Source organism: Sneathiella aquimaris, from assembly GCF_026409565.1.
GTDB lineage: Bacteria > Pseudomonadota > Alphaproteobacteria > Sneathiellales > Sneathiellaceae > Sneathiella > Sneathiella aquimaris.
The window spans coordinates 1,552,809-1,577,093 of sequence record NZ_CP112881.1; the positions used below are offsets into that span (position 1 = coordinate 1,552,809).

Consider the following 24,285-nt stretch of genomic DNA (forward strand, 5'->3'; position numbering starts at 1 on the left):
CTGCAGAAAATTTTTGGGTTGAGAGTGGATGTATATTGTGAGTAGTATTTCAACTGCCTGACAAATGGTTTTAAGAAAGCATCTAAAAAAGATGGTCAAAGCCTGTTGTCTCAACTCAGTGTCCGCGGGAGGGCGGAGTATTCCTGAGAGGTGCAAGGTGTCTATATCAATCGGCATGGCAATATGCGGATGGAGTATGTTGCCAACAACAGGGAGCTGACAAGATGACCAAAAAGACGAAATCTCAAATTTCTGCTGAAGAAACAATGAAGGCTGCAAAAGCGCATTCTCGCCGTGGTGTTTTAAAAAGCGCGGTACTCTTGGGAAGTGCGGCGGCTCTGGGACCATGGGTGGTTCAGGATGCTTTCTCCTCTTCAGGAGATCTCAATATAATGATGTGGTCAGATTATCTGCCAAAACCGTTCCGCGAGAAGTTTAAAGCAGAAACCGGCATCAATATTAAACACACGCCTTATGGCTCCAACGAAGAATTGCTGAATAAGCTGAAAGCGACCAAGGGACGCGGGTTTGACTTGATCAGCCCAACAAATGACCGTGGCAGCCAATGGCAGGATCTGGGCCTTCTCGGCAGCTTTGACATGAACAAAGTCGATACGTCAGCCATTTTGCCATCCATGTTGGGAATTTCTGCGAAATTCTCTTGGGATGGAAAACCACGTCACTTGCCTTTCCTCTGGGGAACTGAGGCGATGGCTTATCGCACGGACAAATATACGACGGAATATGGTCAACTGTCCTATGGCGATCTTTGGCTCCCTGAAATGAAGGGGAAAGTCATGGGCCGCCCACATTCCATGATGGCAGGGATCGGTCGGTATCTTGAAGGTACTGGAGAACTTCCTCCGTTCACTGAAGCCTATGAAACTGAAGAAAAAATGCGCATGATCTGGGATAAGATCACCAAATTTGCGGTTGAGCACAAACCGTGGATCAAGCAGTTCTGGAATGACGCTGACGGTCAGATCAATGGCTTTATGCAAAATGGTGTTGTTATTGGCCAAACGTGGGATGGTCCGCCTCTTCGTTTGTTCAAGGAAGGAAAACCGGTTCGCTTCATGGCACCAAAAGAGGGCGCCTTTACATGGGTCGACGGCCTTGCCGTCCCCGCTGGAGCCCGCAATGTTGATGCAATTTACGAATTTATCAAGTTTGCCAATAAACCCGAAATGGGCGGATTGCTTGCGAATGAGACCGGGTATAATTCGGTCAGTACAGGGGCCGCCGATCATCTGACGGAAGAAAGTAAAAAAGCCTTCGCCTCTGCTTATCCAGGGGATGCGCTTGATAAACTATGGCCATGGCCAGCGACACCGTCCTGGTACGCTGAAATCAGAAATCAGTATCGCGATAAGTTTGTCGCCGCCTGATTTTAAACATACAGGAGAAAATGGGCAGGGTTCTGCCCATTTTCTTTTGATATCTGAAGCGTAGCCGGAATAGCCTGACAGTTTCGGGATTTCCTGTTCCGGTCGATACCGGAGTTAAAAAGTATGAGTGCAGATGTAGAACTGGACCATCTGACCATTCGCTTTGGCGAATTCACGGCTGTCCAAGACGCCCATTTAAAAATTGAAGGCGGGGAGTTTTTTAGCTTCCTTGGGCCATCAGGGTGCGGAAAAACTACAATATTGAGGGCGGTTTCAGGCTTTAACGATCCAACCGAAGGCGCCGTTCGGATTGGCGGAAAAGATATGTTGGGTATTGGCCCAAACAAGCGGCAGACAGCATTGATTTTTCAGAACCTGGCTTTGTTTCCGCTCATGACGGTGGCAGAAAACATTGCCTTTGGTCTTGAGGTTCGGGGCGTTAACAAGTTGAACCGGCGGGACAAGGCAAACCAGTTACTGGACCTGATTGCTTTGAACGGTCAAGGCGATAAGCTGGTTTCGGAATTGTCAGGGGGACAACGACAACGGGTCGCAATCGCACGGGCGCTTGCCGTAGAACCCGAGGTTTTGTTGCTGGATGAGCCGTTATCTGCACTGGATTTGAAATTGCGGCAGCATATGCGCTCGGAGCTTCGGGAAATTCAGCAGCGGGTCGGGATTACCTTTATCTACATTACCCACGATCAGGGCGAGGCGCTTACCATGTCTGACCGCATTGCGGTGATGAGTGCTGGTAGAATTCAGCAGGTTGGAAATGGGAATTCCGTTTATGACAATCCGGAAACTGCCTTTGTGGCGTCATTCGTCGGCGAAAATAACCCTCTTATTGGAAAGGTTATTCAATCGGATAAGGATTTTGCCGTACTGGATTGTGGTATAGCGCGCGTGCGGGCCCGCAATCTTGGAAAGGTGAAAATCGGAGACGAAGCCTACGCGTTTATTCGGCCCGAAAATTTGGCGCTGTCACCGTTTGAGGCGGAGGAGCCCGGCGGGGAAGCTTTGGAAAATATGTTTGCCGCCCCGGTAATTTCTGAGTCTTTCGAGGGGGCGGTTCGCCTGATTTCGTTGAAGGGCCCGGCCAAGAAACCGCTACTGGCGACCCTACCCAATACGGGTGGGAGCAAAAAATTTACGCCAGGCGTGCAGGTTCGTGCCAGCTTCCGCGCTGAGCAGGCTGTTGCCTTGCCCATTGGGGATCTGGCGGATGAATGATTTCCTTGTCATCTTTATGGCGGTGCTTCTGGCATTGCTGTTACAGCCTCTTATACAAAAGAAAGCTGGCGGGCTTTGGTCATCTGTCTCTGCCATCAATTTTGTGCGCAGAAACGGTCCTTTTATCTCGCTTTACTTGATCATTGCGGTCGTTGCCTGGATTGTCTTCATGATCGTTCTGCCGCAGCTCTATATGGTGGATTTTTCGTTTCGCCATAACCTGCCTCTTGCAGAAATTGGCGGACCGAATGACGTTCATACCGTAAAGAATTATGAATATCTGATTTTTGGCCGTCAGACAGACGAAGAATGGCTGAACTGGCTTCATCTGACAGTATTTTTGAAAACCATGCTTGCCAGCATCTTTGTCACCTTACTGGATTTGGCGATTTGTTACCCGATGGCTTACTATATGGCTCAGGTGGCAAAAGGGGGGCAAGCCCGGCTGTTAATTCTGGCTTTAGTCGTTCCGTTCTGGGTCAATGAAATCTTGCGGGCTTTCGCATTCCGAATTTTGTTCGGTACTGGCGGTGTGATTAACAATTTCCTGATTTACCTTGGTGTTTGGGATGAGCCCTTTGATTTCCTGCGGGCTGACATCGGCCTGTATGCCGGGTTAAGTTACGCGTATATCCTGTTGATGATCTTTCCAATTTTTAATGCCATTGAAAGTCTTGATCATAATCAGGTGGAGGCTGCCCGCGATCTGGGGTCTCCATGGTGGCGCATTCACTGGCGGGTGGTTATTCCGCACGCAAAACCCGGAATTGCTTCGGCCTGTACGATGGTTTTCATGTTGTCCGCCGGGGCATTGGCAGCCCCGCAGATATTGGGCGGGCCGAGTAGTCTGTGGTTCACGCAAGTGATCTATCAGTGGTTTAACACAGGTGGCAACTGGCCGCAGGGATCAGCCTATGCGTTTGTTCTTTTGATTGCCTGTATCGCGTTTGTCATGACAGTGATGAAGATCTTTAAAGTATCGCTTGGGGAGATTACAAAATGACCTCCCGAACAGTGATGCGTTTAATGGTTCTCTTCTATATCATTCTGTTTTTCGGCTACCTTTTTGGTCCGCTGATCATGATGGGGGTGACCGCCTTCAATGCCACATCCTTTCCGCAAGTAACACCTTGGGAGGGGTTTACAACAGAGTGGTTCGTGCAACTGCTGAATGATGATCAAATGATGGATGGTTTGGTCAACAGCCTTTGGATTGGTTTCGGGGTGGTCTGTTTATCCGTCCCCATTGGGCTGGCTGCGGCACTTATGATGACACAGATATACGAACGGGTTCGCCCCTATTATTACATGGTGGTTGTGTCGCCTGTTCTGACACCTGGTGTTATTTTGGGAATATCGACGCTGGTTTTCTGGGATCGAATGGGCACCGCGGTCAATGCGGAATATGAAAGCCTGTTTTATAACGGAATGTGGTTGACGATTGTTGGTCAATCGACCTTTATTTCGGCGTATTGCATGCTGGTGTTTCTTGCCCGCTTGGCCCGTTTTGATAAAACACAGGAAGAAGCGGCGCTTGATCTGGGGGCAACCCATGTTCAGGTTTTTTGGAAAATTATGGTGCCGTTTTTGCGGCCTGCTATTTTTTCAGCGGCGGTGCTGGCGTTTCTGACATCATTTGAAAACTACAATACGACCGTTTTCACCATTCAGGCGGAAAGCACCCTGACAACCGTCTTGGCCGGTAAAGTTCGGATGGGTACCCAGCCTGATCTGAGTGCCCTTGCGGTGATCATCATCTGTGTCACGCTAACCGGGGCTTTGATCCATGAATTCCTGAAGCAAAAAGAAAGACTGGCTCAGGTTCGGCAGGAAAAAGCGGCCAAGGCGGCTGATCGGGAGCTTGCTGATACGATGGGACTTTAAATTTGAAAGGGCGTGCGTATAGTACGCCCTTTCTGATTATTTAGTGAGTATGGTCCCATGACGCAGATTACGTATCGATTTGCAAAAGATTCTGATGCAGAAGGCTTAATTGCTTTGGTCGCGCAATGTTATGCAGAATATGAAGGGTGTATTTTGGATGTTGACGGTGAAGAGCCGCAATATCGATCCATTGCGTCGTTTTTTGCCGATAATGGCGGACTTTTCTGGGTTGCCGAACAGGGCGGCAAAATCGTTGGTTCTGTGGGATTTGCGCCAAAAAAAGAAACTGCGGAACTCAAGCATTTGTATGTGGACAGTAATGTCCGCCGTCAGGGGCTGGCCAGTTCTCTTTGTCAATTGGTGGAAGATGCCGTTCAGGAACGCGGTTTGCCGACGCTATATCTGTGGACAGATACACGTTTCGAGAACGCACACCGTTTATATGAAAAACGAGGATTTATCGGGGGCGCAGTAACCCGAACTCTGTCAGATTTAAGTCAATCCGTTGAATATTATTATGAGAAGGCTTTGCGACCTTCATAAATTGGTGTATGACAACTTTCCCGATTTTGGGATGATGACTATTGGAAATGGGACATGGACTACCCGATTAAAAATGTGGACGATCTGTCGATAGACGCGCTGGGCATTACATTGGATGACCAAGGGCGATTTGACATTTTGATCAAAGATTATTCGCATAGTTTAACCGGCGGCGAGCTGCTTGAAGAGATGAAAGACCAGCTTGACGTGCGTGGCTCAGTTCGAAATGCATTGCTTAGAAAAGCCCAGAAGGAAATTCTGTCAGGGATCAAGCGAGGCCGCTACCGAATGGATGAAGAGCAGCTTGAGACGTTCGACCTTAATATTTTGATCTGGTTCGCAGACAAAAGCTTAAAAGGCGAACATATTCCTTATTTGGTACAGAAGTAATTCTAGAGGGCAGGAAAAATAAACCTGCAAACCCGTCATGACGAATGTAAACAAAAAAATCAAAGCCGGTATTCTTGGTGCAAGCGGATATACAGGTGCAGAAGCAATGCGGTTGCTTCTTCGGCATCCGGGTGTTGACGTTATTCTGCTGACAGCCGATCGAAAAGCGGGTCAGTCTGTTGAGGAAGTCTACCCTCATTTGGGGGGCTACGGTCTTCCGGATATGATCTCTGTGTCAGAGGCTGACTGGACAACTGTTGATGTTGTCTTCTGTGGATTGCCCCACGGAACGACACAGGAAATCATTGCGACCTTGCCCGCCTCTGTAAAAGTTGTCGATCTGTCGGCTGACTTCCGGTTGCGTGATCCGGATACCTATGCTGAATGGTATGGGCATACGCATCAGGCGATGGATTTGCAAAAAGAGGCCGTTTACGGGCTGACTGAGTTTAATCGGGATGACGTTAAAAACGCACGTCTTGTTGCATGTCCTGGTTGTTATCCGACCGCTGTGTTGCTGGCGATGGTGCCTTTGGTGGCGGCAGGTCTCATTGATCCCAAAGATCTGGTGATTGACGCCAAGTCAGGAGTGACGGGTGCAGGCCGGGGATTAAAGCAGAATACACTCTTCAGTGAAGCAGGTGAGGGCCTTAGCCCCTACAGCGTTGCGAAACATCGTCATGCTCCAGAAATCGAGCAGGAAATTGCCAAAGCGGTTGGTGTGCCGGCGAACGATATTCGGGTGAATTTTGTCCCCCATCTGGTGCCAATGAGCCGGGGTGAATTGGTGACATGCCACGTTAAATTGAGCGAAGGGAAAACCGCAGCAGATTTGAAGAAACATTTCCAATCTGTTTTTGAAAACGAGCCGTTTGTTCGGGTGTTGTCAGAAAATGCTGTCCCGCAAACCCAAATGGTGCGTGGATCGAACCTGTGTGTGATCAATGTTTTTGAAGATCGCATTCCCGGTCGGGCCACGGTTATTGCATCGATTGATAATCTGGTAAAAGGATCCAGCGGGCAAGCCGTTCAAAATATGAACTTGATGTTCGGTTTTGACGAAACGCTAGGCTTGGAACAGGCGCCACTTTTCCCATAAAAGGAGATCCCGGCAATGACAACCAATATTCTTTCTTTTAAGGGGATTACCCCTGACATTGATGGCAGTGTGTATATCGCACCGTCCGCCGACGTAATCGGCGATGTTGTGATCGGTGAGAAATCAAGCGTCTGGTTTAATTGTGTTATTCGCGGTGATGTGAATTACATTCGCATCGGTAAGCGAAGCAATATTCAGGACGGTACAGTTATCCATGTGTCAAACGGAACCCATCCGACCATTATTGGGGATGATGTTCTGGTGGGTCACAACTGCATTATTCATGGTTGTACGCTTGAAAATGGCAGCTTTGTCGGGATGGGGGCAACCGTTCTGGATGGCGCCGTTGTCGAAACAGGGGCGATGGTTGCAGCCGGGGCCTTGCTGACTCCGAATAAGCGGGTGCCAACAGGGCAGCTTTGGGGCGGAACACCCGCCAAGTTTATCCGAGATTTAACGGAAGATCAGCAAGCGAACCTAACCAGTGGCGCCCATCATTATGCGGAATTGGCGCAGGTCTATAAATCAGAAGCTGAAGATTAATCCGCTTCTGATTTGCCAGATTTGGCAATCATCTTCACATAGGATCCTGGCGCATCTTCAATCGGCTTGAGCTTTCCTTTTGCCGGATCCCGGGCTGCCACTTTTGGCCCTGATTTTTTGGACAACCATTTGTCCCAGTGTGGCCACCATGATCCAGGGACTTCCTGGGCATCTTCCATCCAATCCTTTGCTGTATCGTATTTCTTTTTATTGTTACCGATCCAGTGTTGATACTTGTTTGCATCAGGATGATTGATGACACCTGCAATATGGCCTGATCCTGCCAGCATAAATTCAGACGGGCCGCTCATTAGCTTGGTCGCCTTGAAGACCGATTCAAACGGGGAAATATGGTCTTCTTTACTGGCTTGAACGAAAATCGGAATTTTTACTTTTGAAAGATCAATTTTCTGGCCGCCCAGTGTCAGACCGCCAGGCTCTTTCAACAGATTACGCTGATACATGTTCCGAAGATAGAAACTATGCATTTTCGGCGGCATGTTGGTCGTGTCGCAATTCCAGAACAATAGATCAAACGGGAAGGGATCTTTACCCATCAAATAGTTGTTGATGACGAAGGACCAAATAAGGTCGTTGGAACGCAGCATGTTGAAGGTTGTTGCCATGTTCCGGCCTTCAAGAAAACCGGCCGCTTCCATTTTACGCTCAATCATCAGGATTTGTTCTTCATCCGTGAAGAGCAGTAACTCGCCCGCATCTTCAAAATCCATTTGTGCGGCAAAGAAGGTGCAGGCTGTAATTCGGTTCTCCCCGATCGCCGCCAGATAGGCCAGCGTCGCAGACATCAAGGTGCCGCCAATGCAATACCCAATTGCGGACACTTCTTTCTCGCCTGTTGTTTCTTCGATCGCATCCAGTGCCGCAAGGATGCCTTCGGACATGTAGTCTTCAAAATTCCGATCAATGTGGCGTTCATCCGGATTAACCCATGAGATGATGAAGACCGTATACCCCTTATCTACGCACCATTTGATAAAGGAATTTTCTTCCTTCAGATCCAGAATATAAAATTTGTTAATCCACGGAGGTGTGATGAGCAACGGCTTTTTATATACTTTCTCGGTTGTTGGAGAATATTGCAGAAGCTGCATCATTTCATTTTGGTAAACCACTTTACCAGGCGTCACCGCAATATTTTTACCTACTTCAAAAACGCCGTCCGGGACCATTCTGGGATTAAGCTGACCTTTTCCTTTTTTCAGGTCTTCAAGAAGGTTTTCCAACCCCTTGACCAAATTCTCTCCTTTGCTCTCCACCGTTTTTTTCAACACGTCCGGATTGGACCAGAAAAAATTGCTGGGTGAAAGAGCGTCGGTGAATTGTTTTGTATAGAAGTCAACTTTCTGGCGGGACTGATCATCCATGCCGTCCACATCGGCGACCGTGTCATTAATCCACTTCGAGGTCAGCAGATAGGTTTGCTTGATATAATCGAAAAGCTGGTTCTTGCTCCATTCCTCAGACCGGAAGCGTTTATCCCCTTTTTCCGGCTCGATGACCGGCTCCACAGTATCCCCGGTCGCTGCCGTTGCCATATTTTGCCATATATTCATGTAGCCCTGCCAAAGTTCGGTCTGGGCCTGCATCAATTTGGTTGGATCTTCAGTCATCTTCCGGGACAGATCCAAAAAGGCGCCGCCGATATTAAAAGGGTCAGGGTCGAATTCCGCATTTTTCTGGCTGTTGTAAAACTCAGTCATCAAATCCTGACTTTTCTGGCTGATCCGCATCAGGTTCTCAGAAAACTCCTTGGATGTTTCGAGCAACTCACCTGTTTGGAGTGTTTCGTTTTTTTCTGGCATGGTGCGCACTCCTGTTTATTGTGTTCGTTATCGACTAATATAGGGCTAGTGTAACAAATGGTCTTTTTTTAACATCCAAAAAAAGAAATTTAGGGAGTAATTTTTTTCTAGTGTGTCGAAATGATTGCGGAAATCTCCCCTATATGCTTTAAGTTATTCAGAATTTAATGAAAATAGCGCGCAGGACGTGATTCCCGGTGTGCATGGGTCCAACCCGAATAATTGATGCAGGTACAGGCTATAAGAAATGGTGATAAAGCAAATCTCCCCTTCATTGGACGGAAATGCAATTAAGAAACATGTTTCAAAACTGACAGTCGCAACATCAATGTTGGTTTTGGCTGGTTGTTCGACACCTGATTGGGTCAATCCGGGAACTTGGTTTGATGGCGGGGATGGTGACGCGAAACGCCCTGAGCAAATTGCTCAACCGGAAAGCGAATATCCGAAACTCGGTGATGTGCCGGACGAAGCAGGAAAAACTGTTTCCGTTCAGGAAGCCCGAGACATCGAAGAAGGATTGAAAGCGGACCGCGAAAACGCACAATATACAGACGAGCAGTTGCGGGCGGATACCTCGCAGCAGCCGGTTCCTCGGCCGCCTGCGCCTGTCGCACCGGTAGCGCCCGCAGCACCGGCCTCTGGTCCTGCAGCTACTGCGGCACCGAGCCCCTCTGTAAATGCGACTCCTATTCCGCAGCCTGGACAGGTTCCAGTTTCATCTGCACCAGGCCAGCCGGGTGTTAAATTGATGCCAAATGGTGCCCCGGTGACAACACAAAATCAGGCGTATGCCCAGATTGCTCCCGGAACAGGAACAACGGTTATCAGTGGAGCGGGTGTCAATAATGTTTTCCAGCGTCAGTTGGCTGCCTCCGCCGCAACGACAACGACATTGCCGGCAAACACACAGTTTCAAAGCTACCCTGTCCAGCCAATTGGAAATTCTGCTGTTGCAGTCTCTCCGATCGTTCGGGATACCTATAATACACCGGTTGCCTTGGGATATGGCAATGCTGTGAACGGCAATCATGGTGTGGCTGTCGCAGGGCGCACCGGATCTGCGGCCGGTGTAAAACCGGATGCCGTCATTTACTTTGAAACCGGCTCTTCGCGTATTGGCGCAGGGGACAGAAGTAAGTTGGCGCAGATTGCGTCGCTTCAAAAACAAACGGGCGCTATGCTTCGCGTCGTCGGACATGCGTCCGGCCGAACCCGCGAGCTTCCTCTTGAGCGCCATTTGATGGTCAACTTGCGGATGTCGCAGGAGCGGTCCAGTGCGGTTGTCACAAGCCTGATTAACCTCGGTGTCGATTCTTCAAAAATTATTGTTGAATCCGTCAGTGATCAGGCCCCGGTAACACGAGAAACAATGCCAAGTACGGAAGCACAAAACAGGCGGACGGAAATCTTCCTCGTAAAATAACGCGGCATCGTATAAATAAATCTTTATCCAACTGCCTGGCGTGCTCAGAAGAGGTTTTCATCCTTCTGACGCGGCGGGCAGAAATTTATCATAACAAGAGAAAAGGCCAATGAATCCGGAATTCCACCGCATTAAAAGACTGCCCCCTTATGTGTTTGAAGAAGTCAATCGTATGAAAGCAGCAGCCCGAGCGGCCGGAGAAGATATTATTGACCTTGGTATGGGAAACCCTGATACGCCAACCCCACAGCACATCGTTGACAAGCTTGTGGAGACTGTACAGGACGGGCGGACCCACAGATATTCTACCAGCCGCGGAATACCGGGGCTTAGAAAAGCCAACGCAGCATACTACAAGCGACGTTTCGGCGTTGATATTGATCCGGAAACGGAAACAATTGCGACTTTGGGCTCCAAGGAAGGGCTTGCCAATCTGGCAATGGCTATTACGACCCCCGGGGATGTGATCCTTTCGCCAAATCCAAGTTATCCTATTCATCCATATGGCTTCATAATTGCCGGAGCCGTTGTCCGACACTTTGAAGTCGGTCCGGACATCGATTTCTTTGAAGCCTTGGAACGTGGAATGCAGCATTGCATCCCCACACCCACCTGTTTGATTTTGAACTTTCCATCTAATCCGACAGCGATGACCGTGGATCTGGCATTTTATGCAAAAGTTGTCGAGTATGCGAAGAAGCACGGCATGTATATTTTGTCAGATCTGGCATATGCAGAAATCTATTTCGGTGACGAAAAGCCGCCATCCATCCTGCAGGTAGAAGGCGCCCGTGACATTGCCGTTGAATTTACGTCCTTGTCCAAGACCTATTCCATGCCCGGATGGCGAATGGGATTTGCAACCGGGAACAAGAAACTGATCGCGGCACTGACCCGCATCAAATCATATCTTGATTATGGCGCATTTACGCCCATTCAGGTTGCGGCAACTGCGGCGTTGAACGGTCCGCAGGATTGCGTTCAGGAAGCCCGTGACATGTACCGCGTTCGGCGTGATGTTATGATTAGTGGCATGGCGGCGGCGGGATGGTCAATTCCTTCTCCCGAGGCAACGATGTTTGCCTGGGCACCAATTCCAGAACCGTTTAAAGAAATGAAAAGCCTCGAATTCTCCAAGCTGTTGCTGCAGGAAGCGAAAGTGGCGGTTGCGCCCGGGCTGGGGTTTGGCGAGCATGGGGATGGCTTTGTCCGGATCGCTATTGTAGAAAACGAACAGCGTATCCGTCAGGCATGCCGGAATGTTAAGAAATTCATGGCTGATGCGGATAAGCATCTAGCTGCCTTCAAATCCAGATAATATGGCAAGAATTATGAAAGTTGGTATTGCAGGTCTTGGAACAGTTGGTGTCGGCGTCATAAAGGTGCTTCGTCAACATCGTCAGCTCCTCAGTGATCGTAGCGGCAGTGATTTTGAAATCGTAGCCGTCTCCGGGCGTGACCGATCGAAAGATCGTGGCGTGTCGCTTGAAGGGCTTACCTGGTATGACAATGCTGTTGACATCGCATCAGATCCGAATGTTGACCTTGTTGTTGAATTGATCGGCGGTAGTGAAGGGGTTGCTAAAGATTTGTGCGAAGCGGCCCTTAACCTCGGAAAGCCCGTTGTAACGGCCAATAAGGCGTTGCTTGCAGTGCATGGGCAGCAATTGGCGAAACTTGCCGAAGGCAAAAAAACAACCTTGGCGTATGAAGCGGCCGTTGCTGGCGGCATTCCTATCGTCAAAGCCATGCGCGAAGGGTTGGCAGGCAATGCCATCAGCCGCGTTTATGGCATCTTGAACGGAACCTGCAATTATATCCTCACCGAAATGGAAGAAACTGGCGGCGACTTTAGCGCTATCCTGTCAGAAGCTCAGGCTTTGGGATATGCCGAAGCAGATCCGAGTTTCGACGTGGATGGTGTCGATGCCGCGCATAAACTGGCGATCTTGACCAGTCTGGCTTTTGGAACTCCGGTCGATTTTGACAGTGTTTATATTGAAGGTATCCGGGAAGTTTCAGCGTTGGATATTTCCCTTGCAAAAGAATTCGGGTATCGCATTCGATTGCTGGGTGTTGCAAGAAAAACGGATAAGGGAATTGAGCAGCGCGTTCATCCTTGCATGGTGCGCCAGGATACGCCAATTGCCAATGTCTCGGGCGTTTTTAATGCGGTTGTCGCGGAAGGTGATTTTGTCGACACGACCGTTTATGAAGGACGCGGTGCGGGCGAGGGACCGACAGCGTCTGCTGTGGTTGCGGACATTGTTGATATTGGCGCGGCGCGCACATCGCCTACATTTGGTATTCCAGTCGATAAAATGGTATCTATCCCGGCAGTGCCTGTCGAACAGCATGTCGGTTGCTATTATGTGCGATTAAACGTATTTGATCGACCGGGTGTGATCGCGGATATTTCTGCTGTTTTCCGCGACGAAAAAGTGTCTATTGAAAGCTTATTACAAAGGGGGAGAGCGCCTGAAGAGGCCGTCTCAGTCGTTTTGACAACCCACGAGGTTCAGGAAGCCGCGCTGTGCCGTGCGCTGGACCAAATTAATGAATTTGATCATAGTGTGGATCGGCCACGAATGATTAGAATTGCAAAACTTTAATATGATGATGCCGAAGTGTCGTCGGCGTCTACTTTGCTGGAAGATGTAAAAATGTCAGAAATTTCGAAACTGGATAGAAAACTTACACTCGAAATTGTTCGTGTGACTGAGGCTGCGGCTCGCGCTGCCTGTAATCTGGTTGGTCTTGGCGACGAAAAAGCTGCGGATCAGGCTGCTGTTGACGCAATGCGGACAGCGTTGAACGATCTGGATATCGACGGAACGATTGTAATTGGTGAAGGCGAGCGGGATGAGGCGCCTATGCTGTATATCGGCGAAAAAGTCGGTACAGGTAACGGACCAAAGATCGATATCGCACTTGATCCGCTAGAGGGAACGACCCTGACGGCAAAGGGCGGACCGAACGCACTTGCTGTTATTGCCTTTGCGGAATCAGGTAATTTTCTGAATGCTCCTGACACTTATATGGAAAAGATCGCCGTTGGCGGCGGGTATCCTGAAGGGGTTATTGATATTGACCGGTCTGCGGGCGAAAATATGAAAGCCATCGCAGATGCCAAGGGTGTTCCCGTCAGTCAGACAATGGCCTGCGTTCTGGATCGTCCACGTCACGCCAATATTATTGCAAGCATCCGCGAAACCGGCGCACGCATCAAGCTGATCTCTGACGGTGATGTTGCAGGCGTTATGGCCACCGCAGATAAAGATACTGGTATTGATATGTATGTCGGTACAGGTGGTGCTCCTGAAGGGGTTCTGGCAGCGGCAGCCCTGCGTTGTATCGGTGGTCAGATGCAAGGACGTTTGGTTTTCCGGAATGATGATGAAAAAGCCCGTGCTGCCAAATGGGGCATTACCGATCTCGGTAGAACATATAATCTCGAAGAATTGGCTGCTGGCAACGTGATCTTTGCCGCTAGTGGGGTGACGGATGGATCCATGTTGCGTGGGGTTCGCCGTGTAGGGGATCGCGTTCATACTGACTCAATTGTCATGCGCTCCCACACAGGAACTATTCGCTATGTGCGCGGGGATCACAGCGCCTAAGCCGGAGAGATAAAATGAGTGAGCATGAGATACCGGCTTTTCTGGGTGTTGAATGCTCCCTTCAGGAAAAGCGCTGGCGCCTTCGTTCGCAGGATGAACGTCTGGGCCTTGCGCTTTCCCAGCGTCTGGACCTGCCGGAAATTGTTGGGCGGGTTCTTGCCGGACGGGGAGTCTCGCTGGACGAGGCCGAACAGTATTTAAGTCCCACTATGCGGGACATGATGCCCAATCCATCCAGTTTCAAAGATATGGATAAGGCGTCTACACGCATTATCAAAGCAGTTCAGAATAACGAAAAAATTGCCGTTTTCGGTGATTATGATGTCGATGGCGCCACGTCTTCGGGGCTGCTGAAACGATATTTCGACCTGCTTGGTATTCCTTTGCTGGTTTATATTCCTGATCGGATGAAAGAAGGGTACGGGCCCAACAAGCCGGCCTTTGACCATCTCAAGGAGCAAGGCATCAATCTTGTGATCACTGTCGATTGCGGCATTGTTTCTTTTGACGTCATGGATCATGCGAAAGAAATTGGTCTGGACGTTGTCATTGTTGACCACCATCAGGCAGAAACCCGTCTTCCACAGGCGGAGGCTGTCATCAATCCGAAACGGCACGATGAAAGTCAGGAATATACCTATCTTGCTGCTGTCGGGGTTGCGTTCCTGCTTTGCGTTGCCATCAACAGGGATTTAAGAAATGCCGGTTGGTTTGGGGATAGACCGCCGCCAAATCTGATGACCTTGTTGGACCTCGTTGCGTTGGGAACAGTGTGCGATGTCGTGCCGTTGAAAGGGCTTAATAGGGCCTTTGTTACGCAAGGTTTGAAGGTGATGGCCCGCCGGACTAATCCGGGGCTTGTGGCCCTGAGTGATGTCGCTGGCCTGGATGAAATGCCGGGAACGTATCATTTGGGTTATCTTCTGGGCCCTCGGGTCAATGCGGGGGGGCGTGTTGGCCGCCCGGAATATGGGCCGCAGCTTCTATCAAGCAACAATCCGGAAGAGTGCCAGAAACTTGCGGGTTTCCTTGATGACTATAATAAGGAACGCAAAGAGATCGAGGCGCTGGTTACTGATGAGGCCTTAGAGAAGGCCGAAAAGGCGAGCAAGGCAGGAGATTCTGTTTTAGTGATCGACGGAGAGGGTTGGCATCCGGGGGTTATTGGTATCGTTGCAAGCCGCGTTAAAGATGCTTTCAAACGACCAACAGTTATTATCGGTTTGGACGGTGAACTGGGCAAAGGGTCCGGTCGCTCTGTTCCGGGGGTCGATCTGGGGGCCGCTGTAGGGGCAGCCCGTCATCTAGGACATATCGTGGCAGGGGGCGGCCATGCCATGGCAGCGGGCCTGACCATTGAAAAAGGCCAGATTGATGCCTTCCGGCGTTTTTTAAGCGAGCGCCTTTCCAAGGACGTGGATACGGCCATACAATCGGCCAGTCTGGGCGTCGACGGGGCATTGGGGGTTGAGGGGGCGACTGTCGAGTTAATCAATCACCTGGAGATGGGCGGCCCTTACGGAGCCGGAAATCCAGAGCCCAGATTTGTTTTATCGAATGTACGCATCGTTACTGCCAGTATTGTGGGTGAAAGCCACGTGAGGTGCATCATGACCGGTTCTGGTAATCGGGGGCGCTTGGCTGGCATCAGTTTTCGCAGTCTTGAAACGCCACTTGGTGATGCCCTCATTTCACACAAGGGAGCCAGCTTTCACATTGCCGGTCATCTGAGAAAGAACACTTGGCGGGGGGAGACTTCGGCTCAATTGCTTATTGAGGATGCTATAAGACTTTCCTGATAAGAAAGGTGTTCTGCGCCCTTTGAGGGAAAAAGCAAAAAAAAATGAAAAAGAACGAATTTTTTACTTGCTATGTCGGCAGAAGACCTTTAAATCCTGCCTCCAGCGACACACTGTGTCCCCTTCGTCTAGTGGTTAGGACGCCAGATTTTCATTCTGGAAACAGGGGTTCGACTCCCCTAGGGGATGCCATTTCTAAGGTATGCTCCTTCTGACGCGGGTGTCGCTCTTTTCCTTTTTGTAAGAACGAATAGCTAAGCAACTATTTCATATCAGAATAGTAATATCTAAACTAATGCCATAGTTTTACCGTTTTCAGCTATGATTAATGGCATATTCCGTACTATTCACTTAGTCTAAGTTACTGATATTGCGTGACGAATTGCCGAAAATTTACTAAATTTTAATTTTGATTGTAGTAGGTTTACCGTGAATGACTGACAGCCGGGTCCTCTATGGGGAGCGGGTTGCGCATTGGATTGCTTGGCAAATGGGTACGGTTTGGACTCAGTGAAACTGAAAAAAGAGCGCGCGTTAAATGACTTTGCCGAACTGGTCTCAGACTGGTTGTGGGAAATCGACGAAAATAATGTGCTCGTCTATTCCAACGGTCGCCTCGAAGAGGCAGTGGAGGCGCCGCACAAAATTTTTGTCGGTAAAAACCTCATCAGCATTCTGAGCCAATTTTATTTTCTCGAAAATTCCAGCGCCGAAGACGAGCTGCGTCAACTGGATACTTTGTTAAAAGCGAAAAAGTCTTTTTCCCTTCAAATGCTGACAATTAAAACAGAGGGGAATTCTCTTTTGTTGCTAGGGTTGAGGGCAATTCCTGTTCTTAACAAGGCTGGCGAAACAATCGGGTTTAGGGGATCCGGCCGTATCACCGAAGATGACAGACCCAACCGGCGTGCCGGAAATCAATTAAAAGTCCTGATGATGGCCGTGAACAAAACGCCGAACGGTGTGATGATTACGGATAAGGATGGCGCGATCAAATATATCAACCCGGGGTTTACAGAAATTACGGGCTATGGCTGGTCAGAAACAATCGGGAAGACCCCGAATATTTTGAACTCCGGAAAAACTGAAGCGGGGACCTATGAAGATCTTTGGCAGACGATCCAATCCGGCGAAAGCTGGCAGGGAAACGTTTACAATCGCCGGAAGAACGGTGAATTGTTCTGGTGCCAGGAAACCATCACGCCCGTTATAGATAGAAAAGGTGTTATTTCAAATTACATTGCGATCCAGAAGGATGTAACGCACGAGGTAATGGCTCAACAGAAATTGCGCGAAAGCCAGGAAAGGTTCAAGGGGTTTACCGAAGCTGCCTCTGATTGGTATTGGGAAACTGATTCAGATCTCCGCTTTTCATATATATCGGAATCGGCCTGCGATTATGCGGGAATGGATATCAGTGAAATGTTGGGTATGACGCGTCAGCAGCTTGTTACTCAATCCGAAGATATGGATTTCTGGCGGGGACATCTGGAAGATCTGGCGAACAGGCGGCCCTTCAAGGACTTTAGCTATACCTTTATCCGGCAAGACGGACAACGCCGGCGCTGGCAGATCTCTGGAAAGCCATATTATTCCGACGATGGGCGCTTTCTGGGTTATCGGGGTGTCGGTCAGGATATAACGGTCAGCACCGAGTTGGAAGCGCAGTTGCAGCAGTCTCAGAAGATGGAGGTTGTGGGCCATCTGACAGGCGGTGTCGCCCACGACTTTAACAACCTTCTTGGGATTATCATGGGGAATGCAGAGTTGCTGGCGGAACAGCTGGAGCAAGAAAAAGATTTTCGTAGCGAAAAACTAGAAAATATTGTCTATGCCGCGCAACGCGGTTCCAAGCTTATCAAGCAATTACTGGTTTTTGCCAGAAAAGACACGTTACACCCCACTATTCTTGATCTGGGATCTGAAATTGAACAGATGCTGGACATCTTGAAAACCAGTCTGGGCAGCACCATCGAGCTACGGTACACGTCGGATTCAGATCTGTGGCAGAGTTATGCGGACAGGGACCAGTTTGTAAATGCCCTGCTTAATCTGTGTATCAATGCCCGTGATGCCATGCAGGAAAAGGAACAGGGCCGGCTAACCCTGTCGCTTGAGAATGTTGCGCTTTCTGAAGGACAGATGTCTCTGGGACTTCCGGCGGGCCATTATGTTTTGTTGGTGGTTAAAGATAATGGCTGCGGCATTAAAGAGGAAGACAAAGAAAAGGTCCTAACTCCGTTCTTTTCGACAAAGGAGACAGGTAAGGGAACAGGTCTGGGTCTGAGTATGGTTTATGGGTTTGCAAAAAAGTCGGACGGGGCCATATGGTTAGAGAGTACGGTCGGGGAAGGCACAGAAGTGTATATGTATTTACCCCGGCACACCATTAAGGTAGCGTCGTAAAGAAGTTCATAAAAAATCGTCACGTAACCTCTGTTGCAAGAGAAATGGATACACTCATGGATTTGCGTTTATGTTTTGAAAATAAAGCCGGTATCCGAATAGATGAGGCTTCAGTTTTTCGGCATTATGCTGAAAATTACCTGAACGGCTTTAATGTGGAGTGGGGGGGCTCGATCAGCATCCCGCACAAGGATACGAAAACCAGCCCGATGGAGCCTTTGTGGCAGTATTTTATCCGCAATGCCAGTCAGGCCTGCAAAGACTATTTGCGGGAATATTTGGACCGGAACCCGATGGCCGGATATTTTGTACATGTTTATGAAGTTGATAAAGGCGTGCGGGATAACAAAATTCACTAAAATGGCCGAATGGCCGGATCTGGAGTGCTTAGAGGCCAGATGTTATTATTTGGCGTCGAATTTGGCGCCCTCGATATCAGCGCCTGTTAAAATCGCCCCGGAAAGATCAGCCCCAATAAAATTGGCATCGATCAGGTTTGCCTCTGTTAAATCGGCGTTCTTTAGGTTCGCCCCTTTAAAAATCGCGGCTGTCAGATTTGCAGGCCATTTTTTGCCCAGCGGGACCCCTTTGTGATCTTTGAGATCAACTGCAGTGATCAGGGCGCCTGTCAGATTGGCTTTTGTAAGGTCCGAACGAGAAAGATTGACGCCTTCCATTACTGTCTGGGATAAATTGATACCTTCCAGTTTGCAGCTGGACATATCCGTCATGACCATTTGTGAGCCTTTCAGGTTCGCTTTCCGAAGATCTGCCCCTTTCATATTGGCACCACTCAGCGCGCATTCGCTGAGGTCCATATTGGACAGGTCCATGTTCATCAAGTTCGCCCGTTCTCCTTGACTGCCATTTGATGCAACCCAGACAAAATGTTTCTCCAGAATGGTTTGCAGGCTGGGAGGCAACGGGGCAGAGGCCTGTTCTTCTTCTTGCCCTGCTGAAATAGATTTGGCCTTGGAGAGGTCTACGCCGTCCAGATTAACACCTTTGAGAGTTGCATTGGAAAAATCTACACCGTCAATATTGGCACCGGCCAGGTTGGCATTGGTCAGGTCGGCGCCATTCAGATTAGAATTTTCCAAATTGCAGCCAGACATATCAGAGCCGATCAATCCTGCATTTTCCAGAACCGAGTTTGACAAGTTTGCTCCAGAGAGCTGTGAATAGGATAAATTTGCGTTTGCCAAAGAGGCCCCCGCCAGATTTGCACCAGTCAGATTTGCTTTTTCGGCAATAACGTCTTCCATATCAGAATCGCTTAGGTCCGAAGACCCAAAAGTGACAGTACGACCACCCGCCAAAATCATGGACCCACCGCGAAAGTCAGCTTCCTGCAAATTGGCACCATTTAGTCTGGCGCCTTTCAGTTCAGCGCCTCTTAAGTCAGCACGGATAAGAAGAGCATTCGTCAGATCGGCTTTTGTCAGATCAACAGCGAAGAGATCGGCGGAAATGAGATTGGCGCCCCGCAAGATTGCGCGAGAGAGGCGACAGCCAGAGAGAATTGACTTCTGTAACTTGGCGTTTTCGAAATTAGCCCCTGAAAAATCCTGCTGATTAAATGATGCCTGCTTTCCATCCTTCGAATTTCGAAGCCACTTCGCATGCAGTTCCAGCATTGTCATAATTTCATTCGGCGTCAAAGACGTCATTGTACCCTCTAACATTTTTATCCAATTTTAGGACAATAGAGACATATTCCTAAACTGAATAGGAAACATTTCTCTACAATTTTAGTATTAAGGAAGCAAAGTTAATAGTTCGTTTCCTATCAGGGGGTAAAAACCTTTATCACTGTATTTTTTTGGAGCTACAAATGGAAATTACACAAAATCAAGTAGACTCTCTTCAGGAGTGGATTGAAGATCGAAAAGCGGCCTATTTGAAAAAGGGATTTTACCTGGCCGCAAATATCGGTGTTGAGAGCTTGCAGGAATTTAAAGACGGCGGCGGTTTGTCCGATGAAGACAAAGCAAAAAGCCTCGCAGAAATAAAGGCAGAACTCGATCTTGCAGAGGATTTTTTCAAGGAAGCCAGACAGATTCTATTTGCCGGACGTCAAGGTGGGTAGTCCCTTTATTATGGTGTTTCGCGTCTGATCCGTTTGAACAGCGAATACATATACAAAAAGAAGAAAAGCCCGAAATAATACTCTTGAGGCTCGCTAAATCGAATGTCAAATGGGGCGGGTAGGGCCAAATCAAATGCCTGCCTGACACGCTCTGTATTTTTAATGAGCAGGCCAATAACAGCGGTTGGCAGACATATGTAGGTCGGCCAGATCCAGTACCAGATGGTTCTGTCCTGAATGGTCCGTTTTCGCCCTTTATACAGGACAGTCAATGGAATGATTATTCCGCCAATAATCGTCCAGGCTTCCACCAGAATTTTTGGCTTTTGATCAAACCAGTGGTTTGTGTTGTGGATGTTGGTTTCTCCGCGGGGATGATCCTCAAAAATACCATCGGCGGCCCAGCCAAACCAATGCTGACCCCAGCTTGCTTCTTCCCCCATAAAATAAAAGCAGCCTAACGTATTCAAGAGGATCCAGCCGGTTAGGAACGGGTTGTTGAGAGATTTGGCTTTCACCAAGGAGGCAACGCCGAACAAAACGGCGGGAAACAATAGAAGGACGGTTCCGTTCTCCACAAGGCCAAGTTCCCCCTCGACATAGGCAAAGTAGAAATCGGGATGCGTAATCCGGGTAAGCAGGCTGATTGCAATCATAACAGGCGGAAAAACAGCCATAACAACCATGATGGCTCGCCCACGGTTTTTTGGTGCGCCAGAGAAAGGTTGTTTTTTGATGAAGTAAACGTGCTCACGGTTTATCCCTGTACGCTTTTGAAGGTATTCGTTTTTCAAAAACCTACAGTTTAATAAACAAGCTGTCACATAAATTTCAGGACTTGGAGAAACGGCAAGGGGATGCACTACGCCGTTTCAGCGTCGTTTTCCAGACGCTTTTGAGCGACGATTTGAGTGATCTGCTCAATAAACCTTTTTTCCTTTTCTTCAGACAATTCAAATTTTACGCCGACGCCGTCTTTCATCTGCCGAACGACTTTTGCCGGAACAATACCCAGATTTTCAATATTCACGGTGATGCGGGTATTATCCATCAAGCTTACATCCATCCGAATACCGGCTCCCCCAGCCGAGATATTCAGAATACGACCCGGAAATTCATTTTCACCCGTTTCCACCGTCGCAGCGTTAGAGATCAAAACACGCCGATGTTCTCTTCGGTTGTCTGTTTTTTCTAGTGACATTAACTTTCCCCTCGTAAAGTTAAAAAGGATCGACAGCAATATCGATCAATGAACGTCAGAAGAATTTTGACTAAAATAGTTAAAAACAAGTTTGCATTCGCGTAAAAAGCGGCGAATTGCAGAAATACTTTGCCAGCTTGTTAAGAGTTTGTTTAGAATGAAGCGATATTTTTCCTAATATGCCCGGTTTTGGGTTCGGTTGCGCGGCGAAAGCCGCCAAAGAGGAAAAAACAATGCAGCAGGCTGAACTAAGATCTCTCGTCGATGGCTTGAAAGCGGATATTTCCAAGCCCGCTAAACTCGACAGAAAAACTGTCGCAGATCGTGCAAATATGGCTAATTTGGCCGCACTTGAAATGCTGACAGAAACGGTTGCCGAAAAAAATACGATGCCTTTCAAGGATAAGGCCAGCGATTTACATTCTCTGTCAAAAGAACTTGGCGAAATTACAGGCTTCATTGAAGAGCTGGGCGAACGATCAAAAAACGCCTGACTGTATAATCGTCTGTCCCACAGTAACGGCCCTTCGGGCCGTTTTTTTGTGCCCAATTGGGTATAAACAGATGGGGACCTGTAACACAGGAATGGCTAAAGAATATCGATTAATACAGAAGAGAGTGGCTGGGGAACCTGGACTCGAACCAGGATTGACGGAGTCAGAGTCCGTTGTCCTACCATTAGACGATTCCCCACCAGAAATGTTGTTCGACTGGCGTCGGTAGGCCGGTCTGATACCAAGTCGGGCAAACCTTGTCAACAAACTATGAAAAAGTTTTTGAAATAAAATATTTCTGAAAATTTGATTGGAAACTGTTACTCTACGGAAAATTGGCCTGTAGGCCCGGAAATCATGCTCGTGGAGGGCAAATTTGAGTGACAGTGAACGATAGTCCAAGGAGTGGGCGCGATAACCGTAGGAGATTCCGGAAGAAACCAAGATTCCAAGCAGCAAAATCAAAAGGCAGATGGTCCCATACTTATGGGGCCGTGGATCTTGGGACCAATAATTGCCGGTTACTGGTGGCAAAGCCAGAGGCGGGAAGTTTTCGTGTCGTTGACAGTTTTTCACGGATCGTAAGACTGGGGGAGGGCGTTAGCCGGACCGGTCTATTGTCCTCAGGCGCTATGGATAGAACTGTTGAGGCCTTGCAGATCTGTGCTGACAAAATGCAACGTCAGGGCGTTTCCCGTATGCGATGTGTTGCGACGGAAGTATGCCGGCAGGCGGAAAACAGTACCGAATTTCTCGACCGCGTGAAAACTGAAGTTGGTATAGAGCTCGACATTATCACCACCGAGGAAGAGGCGGGGCTTGCCGTTGACGGCTGTTCTCCTCTTTTGGATCACCGCAACAAAAATGCGTTGGTTTTTGATATTGGCGGAGGAAGTACTGAACTGGTTTGGCTGCGCCTTCGGAACCGGCAGAGAACAGAAGTCCTTGGCTGGACCTCTATTCCCTATGGCGTGGTTTCGCTGACGGAACGACATGGCGGGGTCACCCTGTCAGGGGATGCCTATCAGAATATGATCGCGGATGTGACAGAACATATTGCTCGGTTTGAAGAACAGCATGGGATTGCAGACTTTATTCGTCAAGGGCAAGTCCAGATGCTGGGAACCTCTGGGACGGTCACGACACTTGCCGGGGTGCATTTTGGTCTGAAGCGATATAATCGTCGCCGGGTGGATGGGGCTTGGCTGCATACGTCCAAGATGATTGAAATATGCGAACGGCTGGCAAACAGCAATTATGATGACAGGGTCCAGGAGCCTTGCATCGGTGAAGAACGGGCAGATCTGGTGGTGTCGGGATGTGCGATTGTACAAGCGATGCATAACCAGTGGCCCATCCGAAAATTACGGGTTGCGGACCGGGGTGTTAGAGAAGGCCTTTTGGTTGGTTTGATGAAAGAAGCCGATCGGGAGCAGGACACCGCCGACAAAGTAGCACAAAAGACGAATTTGAGTAAGGTAGAGACATGAGTGGATCAGGCGGAAAAAAGAAGAAGGGGCCGGGTAGTACCGAAACGACCGGGCGCTTGCTTCATACAAAGGTAAAGTCCGCACGCGGCCGAAAATATTCGTCCAAACTTTGGTTGGAGCGGCAACTTAACGATCCTTATGTGATCGAAGCCCGTACCCGGGGCTTGCGGTCTCGTGCAGCGTTTAAATTTATGCAGCTCGATGATCGGTATAAATTGCTGAAGTCAGGAGACACCGTCGTCGATCTTGGTGCAGCGCCCGGCGGCTGGACGCAAATCGCGATCGACCGGGTTGGCTCGGATAAAGGAAAAGGGCAGGTGTTGGCTGTTGATATCCTTGAGATGGAGCCCATTCAGGGTGCGCAGGTCATGCAGCTCGATTTCACAGAAGACGACGCTGATGTGAAGGTGAAGAATGCTCTGGGCGGGCCGGTAAATGCAGTGATCTCTGACATGGCGGCGCCGACAACAGGCCACCGTCAAACGGATCATCTGCGCATCGTGTATATGGTTGAGCTGGCCCTTGCTTTTGCAGAAGACGTTCTTGCCCCTGGCGGGATCTTCGTTGCGAAGGTTTTAAAAGGCGGGACGGAAAACGCGTTGCTGGAACAATTGAAACGAAATTTCTCGACTGTACGTCATGCAAAACCAGATGCCAGCAGACCGGATTCGGCAGAAGCCTATGTGGTTGCTACCGGCTTCCGAGGTGAAAAGTCCTGACTGTATTATGGCGCACCTTATTTAATTACGTGGTGCGGCCTGTATGGATCGTGATTGTTTCGCGTTTTCCTCTTGTTTTAGGGGGCTGCAAAAAAAATGCGGCTCCCCTTTTTTTAGACTAGGAATTTAAAAAACTGC

At 48.9% G+C, this 24,285-nt stretch carries 23 protein-coding genes and 2 tRNA genes; 20 read left to right on the forward strand and 5 right to left on the reverse strand.

All coding sequences use genetic code 11. From position 1 onward, the window contains the following. Nucleotides 1-224: 224 nt before the first annotated feature. The 8 genes from OIR97_RS07220 to OIR97_RS07260 all read left to right on the forward strand — a co-directional run bounded on the left by OIR97_RS07220 (nt 225) and on the right by OIR97_RS07260 (nt 7,080). On the forward strand, nt 225-1,388 hold the full coding sequence (locus OIR97_RS07220; RefSeq protein ID WP_219821688.1) for an extracellular solute-binding protein: 1,164 nt from the start codon (nt 225-227) through the stop codon (nt 1,386-1,388). 123 nt (nt 1,389-1,511) lie between these two features. Next, complete coding sequence (locus OIR97_RS18785; protein WP_169544901.1) at nt 1,512-2,621, forward strand: ABC transporter ATP-binding protein; 1,110 nt, start codon at nt 1,512-1,514, stop codon at nt 2,619-2,621. Continuing rightward, nucleotides 2,614-3,624: an ABC transporter permease gene (locus OIR97_RS07235; protein ID WP_169544902.1), complete on the forward strand. Its 1,011-nt coding sequence runs from the start codon at nt 2,614-2,616 to the stop codon at nt 3,622-3,624. Before OIR97_RS18785 ends, OIR97_RS07235 begins: the two co-directional genes overlap by 8 nt. Beyond that, on the forward strand, nt 3,621-4,505 hold the full coding sequence (locus tag OIR97_RS07240) for an ABC transporter permease (RefSeq protein ID WP_169544903.1): 885 nt from the start codon (nt 3,621-3,623) through the stop codon (nt 4,503-4,505). Before OIR97_RS07235 ends, OIR97_RS07240 begins: the two co-directional genes overlap by 4 nt. A 57-nt stretch (nt 4,506-4,562) precedes the next feature. Beyond that, complete coding sequence (locus OIR97_RS07245) at nt 4,563-5,048, forward strand: GNAT family N-acetyltransferase (protein WP_169544904.1); 486 nt, start codon at nt 4,563-4,565, stop codon at nt 5,046-5,048. Between the two features lie 54 nt (nt 5,049-5,102). After that, complete coding sequence (locus tag OIR97_RS07250) at nt 5,103-5,438, forward strand: hypothetical protein (RefSeq protein WP_169544905.1); 336 nt, start codon at nt 5,103-5,105, stop codon at nt 5,436-5,438. 37 nt (nt 5,439-5,475) lie between these two features. Then, on the forward strand, nt 5,476-6,537 hold the full coding sequence (gene argC / locus OIR97_RS07255; protein ID WP_169544906.1) for an N-acetyl-gamma-glutamyl-phosphate reductase: 1,062 nt from the start codon (nt 5,476-5,478) through the stop codon (nt 6,535-6,537). 15 nt (nt 6,538-6,552) lie between these two features. Beyond that, nucleotides 6,553-7,080 carry a gamma carbonic anhydrase family protein gene (locus tag OIR97_RS07260; RefSeq protein ID WP_267177801.1) on the forward strand — a complete coding sequence of 176 codons (528 nt, stop codon included), beginning with the start codon at nt 6,553-6,555 and terminating at the stop codon, nt 7,078-7,080. Here the strand turns inward: OIR97_RS07260 and OIR97_RS07265 are convergent. After that, nucleotides 7,077-8,903, reverse strand: a complete 1,827-nt coding sequence (locus OIR97_RS07265) for a PHA/PHB synthase family protein (RefSeq protein WP_169544907.1) — start codon at nt 8,901-8,903, stop codon at nt 7,077-7,079. The two genes, OIR97_RS07260 and OIR97_RS07265, sit on opposite strands and share 4 nt — an antisense overlap. Before the next feature lie 247 nt (nt 8,904-9,150). Between OIR97_RS07265 and OIR97_RS07270 the strand changes: the two genes are divergently transcribed. The 8 genes from OIR97_RS07270 (at nt 9,151) to OIR97_RS07305 (ending at nt 18,513) form a co-directional block, all read left to right on the forward strand. Next, nucleotides 9,151-10,329, forward strand: coding sequence for an OmpA family protein (locus OIR97_RS07270; RefSeq protein ID WP_169544908.1), 1,179 nt, complete (start codon nt 9,151-9,153; stop codon nt 10,327-10,329). 109 nt (nt 10,330-10,438) lie between these two features. Beyond that, nucleotides 10,439-11,647 (forward strand): LL-diaminopimelate aminotransferase, encoded by a 1,209-nt coding sequence (locus OIR97_RS07275; protein WP_169544909.1) that lies wholly within the window; start codon nt 10,439-10,441, stop codon nt 11,645-11,647. Between the two features lie 13 nt (nt 11,648-11,660). Continuing rightward, complete coding sequence (locus OIR97_RS07280; RefSeq protein WP_219821689.1) at nt 11,661-12,941, forward strand: homoserine dehydrogenase; 1,281 nt, start codon at nt 11,661-11,663, stop codon at nt 12,939-12,941. Nucleotides 12,942-12,992: 51 nt separating this feature from the next. Further along, complete coding sequence (gene glpX / locus OIR97_RS07285) at nt 12,993-13,949, forward strand: class II fructose-bisphosphatase (RefSeq protein WP_181017905.1); 957 nt, start codon at nt 12,993-12,995, stop codon at nt 13,947-13,949. Nucleotides 13,950-13,963: 14 nt separating this feature from the next. Then, on the forward strand, nt 13,964-15,748 hold the full coding sequence (gene recJ / locus OIR97_RS07290) for a single-stranded-DNA-specific exonuclease RecJ (RefSeq protein WP_169544911.1): 1,785 nt from the start codon (nt 13,964-13,966) through the stop codon (nt 15,746-15,748). Between the two features lie 117 nt (nt 15,749-15,865). Next, nucleotides 15,866-15,940 (forward strand) — tRNA-Glu (locus tag OIR97_RS07295). A 318-nt stretch (nt 15,941-16,258) separates the two neighbouring features. Next, on the forward strand, nt 16,259-18,154 hold the full coding sequence (locus OIR97_RS07300; protein WP_267177824.1) for a two-component system sensor histidine kinase NtrB: 1,896 nt from the start codon (nt 16,259-16,261) through the stop codon (nt 18,152-18,154). Nucleotides 18,155-18,210: 56 nt separating this feature from the next. Beyond that, the gene (locus OIR97_RS07305) at nt 18,211-18,513 is read left to right on the forward strand and encodes a hypothetical protein (protein WP_169544913.1); all 303 of its coding nucleotides are present in this window, start codon (nt 18,211-18,213) and stop codon (nt 18,511-18,513) included. Nucleotides 18,514-18,558: 45 nt separating this feature from the next. On the opposite strand, the gene OIR97_RS07310 is transcribed toward OIR97_RS07305, so the two are convergent. Continuing rightward, complete coding sequence (locus OIR97_RS07310; protein WP_169544914.1) at nt 18,559-19,824, reverse strand: pentapeptide repeat-containing protein; 1,266 nt, start codon at nt 19,822-19,824, stop codon at nt 18,559-18,561. 164 nt (nt 19,825-19,988) lie between these two features. Here OIR97_RS07310 and OIR97_RS07315 point away from each other — a divergent pair, with 164 nt between their 5' ends. Then, on the forward strand, nt 19,989-20,243 hold the full coding sequence (locus tag OIR97_RS07315) for a hypothetical protein (RefSeq protein WP_169544915.1): 255 nt from the start codon (nt 19,989-19,991) through the stop codon (nt 20,241-20,243). A gap of 8 nt (nt 20,244-20,251) precedes the next feature. Here OIR97_RS07315 and OIR97_RS07320 read toward each other — a convergent pair whose 3' ends face one another. After that, nucleotides 20,252-20,929: a hypothetical protein gene (locus OIR97_RS07320; RefSeq protein ID WP_169544916.1), complete on the reverse strand. Its 678-nt coding sequence runs from the start codon at nt 20,927-20,929 to the stop codon at nt 20,252-20,254. Between the two features lie 176 nt (nt 20,930-21,105). Next, nucleotides 21,106-21,444, reverse strand: a complete 339-nt coding sequence (locus OIR97_RS07325) for a PilZ domain-containing protein (RefSeq protein WP_169544917.1) — start codon at nt 21,442-21,444, stop codon at nt 21,106-21,108. A 233-nt stretch (nt 21,445-21,677) separates the two neighbouring features. Between OIR97_RS07325 and OIR97_RS07330 the strand changes: the two genes are divergently transcribed. Further along, nucleotides 21,678-21,938, forward strand: coding sequence for a hypothetical protein (locus OIR97_RS07330; RefSeq protein WP_169544918.1), 261 nt, complete (start codon nt 21,678-21,680; stop codon nt 21,936-21,938). A gap of 125 nt (nt 21,939-22,063) precedes the next feature. Here the strand turns inward: OIR97_RS07330 and OIR97_RS07335 are convergent. Continuing rightward, a tRNA-Gln gene (locus tag OIR97_RS07335) sits at nt 22,064-22,137 on the reverse strand. Between the two features lie 295 nt (nt 22,138-22,432). On the opposite strand from OIR97_RS07335, the gene OIR97_RS07340 reads away from it, so the two are divergent. After that, nucleotides 22,433-23,428 carry a Ppx/GppA phosphatase family protein gene (locus OIR97_RS07340; protein ID WP_219821690.1) on the forward strand — a complete coding sequence of 332 codons (996 nt, stop codon included), beginning with the start codon at nt 22,433-22,435 and terminating at the stop codon, nt 23,426-23,428. Continuing rightward, complete coding sequence (locus OIR97_RS07345; RefSeq protein ID WP_169544919.1) at nt 23,425-24,147, forward strand: RlmE family RNA methyltransferase; 723 nt, start codon at nt 23,425-23,427, stop codon at nt 24,145-24,147. The genes OIR97_RS07340 and OIR97_RS07345 overlap by 4 nt, the downstream gene beginning before the upstream one ends. The last annotated feature ends 138 nt before the right edge of the window (nt 24,148-24,285 follow it).